This window comes from Anaerotruncus massiliensis (ex Togo et al. 2026), assembly GCF_030825285.1.
Lineage (GTDB): Bacteria > Bacillota > Clostridia > Oscillospirales > Ruminococcaceae > Anaerotruncus > Anaerotruncus massiliensis.
Map to the genome: position 1 here is coordinate 1 of NZ_JAPJQF010000081.1, position 6,604 is coordinate 6,604.

7 protein-coding genes and 1 other annotated feature are annotated in these 6,604 nt (G+C 64.2%); of the genes, 4 read left to right on the top strand and 3 right to left on the bottom strand.

All coding sequences use genetic code 11. From position 1 onward, the window contains the following. Nucleotides 1-193: 193 nt before the first annotated feature. Together RCI06_RS13800 and RCI06_RS13805 are read right to left on the bottom strand one after the other, a co-directional pair. Nucleotides 194-862, bottom strand: coding sequence for a methionine ABC transporter permease (locus RCI06_RS13800; protein WP_101552812.1), 669 nt, complete (start codon nt 860-862; stop codon nt 194-196). Then, nucleotides 859-1,605 (bottom strand): methionine ABC transporter ATP-binding protein, encoded by a 747-nt coding sequence (locus tag RCI06_RS13805; protein ID WP_256152796.1) that lies wholly within the window; start codon nt 1,603-1,605, stop codon nt 859-861. Before RCI06_RS13805 ends, RCI06_RS13800 begins: the two co-directional genes overlap by 4 nt. Before the next feature lie 120 nt (nt 1,606-1,725). On the opposite strand from RCI06_RS13805, the gene mscL reads away from it, so the two are divergent. The 3 genes from mscL to RCI06_RS13820 all read left to right on the top strand — a co-directional run bounded on the left by mscL (nt 1,726) and on the right by RCI06_RS13820 (nt 3,797). Further along, nucleotides 1,726-2,151, top strand: a complete 426-nt coding sequence (mscL, locus tag RCI06_RS13810) for a large-conductance mechanosensitive channel protein MscL (protein ID WP_101552810.1) — start codon at nt 1,726-1,728, stop codon at nt 2,149-2,151. Nucleotides 2,152-2,264: 113 nt separating this feature from the next. Beyond that, nucleotides 2,265-2,512, bottom strand: a binding site (T-box leader). Between the two features lie 176 nt (nt 2,513-2,688). Then, complete coding sequence (locus tag RCI06_RS13815) at nt 2,689-3,177, top strand: prolyl-tRNA synthetase associated domain-containing protein (protein WP_101552809.1); 489 nt, start codon at nt 2,689-2,691, stop codon at nt 3,175-3,177. An 11-nt stretch (nt 3,178-3,188) separates the two neighbouring features. After that, on the top strand, nt 3,189-3,797 hold the full coding sequence (locus tag RCI06_RS13820) for an HAD family phosphatase (protein ID WP_306576392.1): 609 nt from the start codon (nt 3,189-3,191) through the stop codon (nt 3,795-3,797). A gap of 78 nt (nt 3,798-3,875) precedes the next feature. Here RCI06_RS13820 and RCI06_RS13825 read toward each other — a convergent pair whose 3' ends face one another. Next, nucleotides 3,876-5,027, bottom strand: a complete 1,152-nt coding sequence (locus RCI06_RS13825) for a DEAD/DEAH box helicase (protein ID WP_306576393.1) — start codon at nt 5,025-5,027, stop codon at nt 3,876-3,878. A gap of 202 nt (nt 5,028-5,229) precedes the next feature. Here RCI06_RS13825 and RCI06_RS13830 point away from each other — a divergent pair, with 202 nt between their 5' ends. Beyond that, complete coding sequence (locus RCI06_RS13830; protein ID WP_306576394.1) at nt 5,230-6,492, top strand: competence/damage-inducible protein A; 1,263 nt, start codon at nt 5,230-5,232, stop codon at nt 6,490-6,492. The last annotated feature ends 112 nt before the right edge of the window (nt 6,493-6,604 follow it).

Sequence of the window (6,604 nt, forward strand, 5' to 3'; positions counted from 1 at the left end):
GGCTTCGGACGAGGGGGTCCCGGCGGGGGCGGGTTCGCCGCCGCACGCGGCGAGCGAGAAGGCGAGCGTCAGCGCCAGCAGGAGCGCCAGCAGTTTCGCGAGCTTTTTCATATTCATTTCTCCTTTTCAATCAGCAAAAAATGGGATTTCTATCATACCGGGAGCGGCCGCATCCCGGTTGATCACGCAAAAGTTAACGGTTGCGCTTGTCCACCCGGCTGGCCAGGTGGTCGAAGACGATCTGGATGATGCAGACGATGATGACGAGCAGGACGATCGTGATCATCATGACGTCCGCCTGATAGCGGTGGTAGCCGTAGCGGAGCGCCACGTCGCCAAGCCCGCCGCCGCCGACCGCGCCCGCCATGGCGGAGTAGCCGATCAGCGTGATGGTGGTGATCGAGAGCCCCCGGATGAGGGAGGGAACCGCCTCGGGGATCATGACGCGGGTGATGATCTGCCAGTTGGTGGCGCCCATGCACTTGGCGGCCTCGATGACGCCGTTGTCGATCTCGGAGAGCGAGCTTTCCACGAGCCGCGCCACGAAGGGCGCCGCCGCGATGATGAGGGGCACGCAGGCCGCAGCCGGGCCGATCGCCTTGCCGACGATCAGGCGGGTGAGGGGGATGAGGGCGACCATGAGGATGACGAAGGGGAGCGAGCGCAGGATGTTGACGATCCAGCCGAACGCGGAGTTGAAGGCGCGGTTTTCCATGATGCCGCCGCGGTCGGTGACCTTGAGGAGCACCCCCATCGGCAGGCCGAAGACGTAGGCGAAGAGGGTGGCCGCCGCCACCATCAGCAGGGTGATATAGGTGTTTTCCCACAGCAGGGGGCCGTATTTTTGCAGCAGCTCGATCATTTCTTCATCACCTCGTATCCCAGCAGGAGCCTGGTCATGTCGCTCCTGGGGTTCTTGAAGATCTCGGCGGTGTCGCCCCACTCGACGAACTCGGCGGTGTCGATGACCGCGACCTTGTTGCAGATCGCCTTGACCACCGCGATCTCGTGGGTGATGATGACGATCGTGACGTTGAGCTTCCGGTTGATGTTGTGCAGCAGCTCGAGGATGTTCTTGGTGGTCAGGGAGTCGAGCGCGGAGGTCGGCTCGTCGCAGAGCAGCACCTCGGGGCTGGTGGCCAGCGCGCGGGCGATCGCCACCCGCTGCTTCTGCCCGCCCGAGAGCTGGGAGGGGTAGCTCTCCGCCTTTTCCGAGAGGCCCACCAGCTCGAGCAGCTCGTCGACGCGGGCGTTCACCCCGGCCCTGTCGGCGCGCTCGAGCGCGAGCGGGAAGGCCACGTTCTGGCGCACGGTGCGCTGCATGAGCAGGTTGTAGCCCTGGAAGACGACCCCCATCTTGCGGCGGGTGTCGATGAGCTGCTTGCCCGTGAGGGTGGCCAGGTCGACCCCGTCGAGGGTGATCGCGCCCGAGGTGGGCTTTTCGAGGGTCGAAAGGCAGCGCAGCAGGGTGGATTTTCCCGCGCCGCTCATGCCGATGATGCCGAAGATGTCCCCCCGGCCGATTTCGAGGTTGACATCGTGCAGCGCGACGACCTCGCCCGATTTGTCGTTGAAGATTTTGGTGAGATGGCTGATCTGGATCACAAAGAACCCTCCTGTACTGTAACGCGCCGCCCGGCGAAACTGGTTGACATCCGCGGGAATTCCGATTACACTTTTCTGCGGGGGAACGCCCAATATGGAACCGAAAAAGGAAGTGCTTTTATGAAAGAGGAAAAACAGGGATTCTGGAAGGATTTCAAAGCGTTTATCGCGCGCGGCAACGTCGCGGACATGGCTGTCGGCATCGTCGTCGGCACCGCCTTCACCGCGATCGTCAACTCGCTGGTGCAGGAGGTCATCATGCCGTTCGTGGGCTGGCTGATCGGCGGCGTGAACTTCTCCGACCTGCGCATCGTGCTGGCGCCCGCTTCCGGGGAGATCCCCGAGGTGGCCATCCGCTACGGCAGCTTCTTAAACCAGATCATCAACTTTCTGATCATTTCCTTCACCGTCTTTGTGATGATCCGGCTGCTCGGCAAATTCCGCCGCAAAAAGGAGGAGGCGCCCAAGGCCCCGCCCGCGCCGCCGGCGGATGTGGTCCTGCTGACCGAGATCCGCGACCTGCTCAAGGCACGGGAGGAAAAATGATCTCCGCCGCCCGCCGGCCCCGGCCCGCGGGCAATTTAACGTCCCGGCGGGAACAGTCCGGACGGGATTTATTGCAAAGCAATAAAAAAAGCCTCCGCCGCATGGACATCCCGTCCAAGGGCGAAAGCGCGTGCTTTCGCGGTACCACCTTGATTCGCCGCCGCCTTGCGGCGGGGGCCTCACCGGCGTCCGGCTCGATACCGACCGCCTGTCACTGTAACGGGTGAACCCGTCGCGAACTAAAAGCTTTCGCCCGCGAGACTCCAAGACCATCTTCAGCCGCTTCCGCCACGCCCCCTTTCACCTGCCGGGGCTCTCTGTGGTAGCTTTCGCGGCCTACTCTTCTTTTCAGCGTCTTTCACAATTTTTATAAAAACATTTTGTAGATGCTATTATACCCATTCTTTCGACGTTCGTCAAGGGGTCGGCAAAATTTTCCCGCCGCAAATCCCCGCACGGCGGGATTTCCCCGCGGGCGGCTTGCCAGACGGGGGCGCGCCGTGCTATAAATAGGGTAGCCTGAAAGGGGGAAACGACATGACGGAACGTGAAAAGGTGTTCGCCCGGCTGGAGGAGCTGGGCGTCTCCTATGAGGTCACCGAGCACCCGGCGGTCTTTACGATCGGCGAGATGGATGCGCTCGGCCTCACGGCGAAGGGGGAGGTCTGCAAAAACCTCTTCCTGCGGGACGCGAAGGGCAGGCGGCACTTTCTCGTGGTGGTACCGGGGGAGGCGCGCGCCGACCTGCGCGCGCTTGCCGCACAGCTGGAAAGCTCCAAGCTGAGCTTCGCGTCGGCCGAGCGGCTGGAAAAATATCTCGGCCTCAAACAGGGAGAGGTCACGCCGCTCGGGGTTCTCAACGACGCGGACGCGGCGGTGGAGGTCGTCTTCGACCGGGGGCTCGAACGGTTCCCGTGTCTCGGCGTGCACCCGAACGACAACACGGCGACCGTGTGGCTGTCCCTCGCGGACATCCTGCGGGTGGTGGAAGGAAACGGAAACGAGATCCGCTGGGTGACGCTGTAAAGGAGAAGGATATGATCAGAAACATCGTCTTTGACATGGGAAACGTCCTGATGCGCTGGGACCCGGACTCCTTCCTGCGGGAGTTCTTTTCCGATGAGGAGGACTGCCGCGCGGTGGGCGCGCGGCTCTTCGGCGGGGCGGAGTGGCCCGCGCTCGACGCGGGCGCGATGGAGGAGGACGAGGCGATCGCCCGCGTGCTCCGGGACCTGCCCGAACGGCTGTGGCCGGGGACGGCGCGCCTCTTCCGGGAGTGGCACCTGCACTTCCCGCCCATCCCCGGGGTGAACGCGCTCGCGCGGGAGCTCAAGGGCAGGGGCTACCGCGTCTACCTGCTCTCCAACGCGGGCACGCGGTTCACCGCTTACCGGGAGGCGATCCCCTGCCGTGACTGCTTCGACGGGGAGGTGGTCTCCGCCTTCGTGCGGCAGGTGAAGCCGGACCCCGCGATCTACGAAACGCTGCTCACCCGGTACGGGCTTTCGGCGGCGGAGTGCTTCTTTATCGACGACTTGCCCGCCAACATCGCCGCGGCGAAGGACGCCGGCATGGCGGGGTTCGTCTACGGCGGCGACGTCGACGCGCTGCGGCGCGCGCTGCGCGAGGCGGGCGTGGAGATCTAGCGGGACCGCCCGGGAACGGAAAACAGAAAAAGCCTCCCGGCGTTTCCAAGGGAAACGCCGGGAGGCTTTCGATCGTTCTTACGCCTGGAAGAGGCCCTTTTCGACCAGGTCGCCGTTCTCGTCGAATTCGAGCTCGGTCACCTGCGAGCGGGTGTAGCGGATGATGTTGCGCAGCCGCTTGAGGTCGTCCTGGCTGTAGAAGATGTAGGAGGCGCCCTCCTTCTTCGCGCGGCCGGTGCGCCCGATGCGGTGGGTGTAGTACTCGTTTTCGAGCGGGATCTCGTAGTTGACCACCGCGTCGACGTCCTCGACGTCGATACCGCGCGCGGCCACGTCGGTGGCGACCAGGATTTCGATCTTGCCCGCGCGGAAGTCGGCCATGATCTTGTTGCGCTCCGACTGGCGCATGTCCCCGTTGAGGCAGTCGGCGTTGAAGCCGCGCTCCCGCAGCAGGTTGCTGATGCTGGTGGTCGTGTACTTGGTGTTGCAGAAGACCATGACCCGGTGGTAGTCGTTTTCTTTCAGAATATAGCAGAGGTCGGCCATCTTCTGGCGGCCCACCGTTTCGAGCATGTACTGGCGGATCCTGGGCTGGCTGTCCTGCACCGGCTCGACGGTCAGCTCGACGTTGTCCCGCTGGTAGAGCCAGCCGATGTCCATGACCTCGCGGGAGATGGTGGCGGAGAACATCACCATCTGGCGCTCCTTGGGCAGGCGGTCGAGGATTTTGCAGACGTCCCGGTAGAAGCCCATGTCGAGCATCTCGTCCGCCTCGTCGAGCACCGCGATCTTCACCTGCGTAAGGTTGATCGTGCGGCGGTGCATGTGGTCGAGCATCCGCCCCGGCGTGGCGACGACGATCTGCGCCCCCCGCTTGAGGGCGTTGATCTGTTTATCGATCGGCTGGCCGCCGTAGACGGCCACCACCTTGATGTCGGGCCGGAAATAGGCGAGCTGGCGCAGCTCCTCCACGATCTGGGTGGAGAGCTCGCGGGTCGGGCAGAGGACGATCGCCTGCAACGCGGGCTTTTCGGGGTCGATCTTCTCCATGATCGGGATGCCGAAGGCGCAGGTCTTGCCCGTGCCGGTGGGGGCCTTGGCGATGATCTCCCTGCCCTCCATCATGACCGGGATCGCCTTCTCCTGGATCTCGGTCATCTCGGTGAAGCCCATCCGCTCCACCGCTTTCAACGTCTCTTCCGAAAGATTGAAATCACTGTATTGTGCCATTCCTTATAACGCTCCTTCATCATAAACCGCTTTATTATATCATAACGGACCCGCATGAGTAAAGGGGATGCGGCCTTTTTTCCCGGCCCGCGCGCCAAAAAGAGGGGGTTTGCGGCGCGCTTTCCCGAAAAGCTGATGCAAATACCGGGGGGACTGTGATATAATAGCTGTGTATAAACCAATTGGATTGGAGATAGCAAGCATGTCAGAATCGGCGGAAATCCTCTGTATCGGGACCGAGATCCTGCTCGGCAACATCGTCAACACCAACTCCCAGGTGCTCTCCCGGGGGCTGGCGGAGCTGGGGGTCAACGTCTACCGCCACACGGCGGTCGGCGACAACCCCGAACGCCTGCGCGAGGCGCTCGACGAGGCGTTCGCGCGCAACGACATCGTCATCACGACGGGCGGTCTCGGCCCCACCTACGACGACCTCAGCAAGGAGACGATCGCCGACTGGTTCGGCCTGCCGCTCGAGATGCACGAGCCGTCGGCGCGCGCCATCGAGGCGTATTTCGGCGGCATGAAGCGCCCGATGTGCCAATCGAACCTCAAGCAGGCGATGATGCCGCGCGGCTGTACCGTGCTGGAAAACCGCAACGGCACCGCGCCGGGCGCGATCATCGAGGGGAAGGGCAAGACGGCGATCATGCTGCCCGGTCCGCCCCGCGAGATGACCCCCATGTTCGAGCGGCAGGTGCTGCCCTATCTGGCGAAGCGCGCCGACCATGTGCTGCGCTCCCACTGCATCTACTTCTTCGGAATCGGCGAGAGCACGCTCGAAAGCCAGCTGCGCGGCGAGATGCAGGCGATGAAAAATCCCACCCTCGCCCCCTACGCCAAGGACGGCGAGGTGATGCTGCGCGTCACCGCCTCGGCTCCGACGGAGGCGGAGGCGGAGCGACTGATGGAGCCGGTCATCGCCAGCCTCAGGGAGCGGTATCCGCAGTACATCTACGGCGTGGACGTCGACAACCTCCAGACCGCCGCGGTGCGCGCCCTCAAGGACGCGGGGCTCACGGCGGCCGCCGCGGAGAGCTGCACGGGCGGCTACATCGCCAAGCGGCTGACCGACGTGCCGGGCAGCTCGGAGGTGTTCGGCTGCGGCGCGGTCACCTATGCGAACGGGGCCAAGGAGCGCCTGCTCGGCGTGCAGGGCTCGACGCTCGCGCGGTACGGCGCCGTCTCCCCGCAGACCGCGCGGGAGATGGCCGACGGCGTCCGCCGGCTCTCGGGTGCGGACATCGGCGTTTCGACCACCGGCGTCGCCGGGCCGGACGGCGGCACCGACGAAAAGCCGGTCGGGCTCGTCTATGTCGGAATCAGCAGCGAATGGCTGAACGACGTCGTCGAGCTGCGACTCGGCAGGGGCTTCGATTACGGCGAGCGGGAGTTCATCCGCTATCTCGCCTCCTCCCACGCGCTCGCGCAGATCCTCCGGGCGGTGCAGAGCCGTCCGGAATAAACGGGGCGCCGTGCGGACACGGGGCCGGGCGGCGGGATCGCGGGGGCCGCAGGCCCCCGCGCGCGGACGCGAAGCTGTGGGTTATAAACATATACGAGCCCACCAGACAACA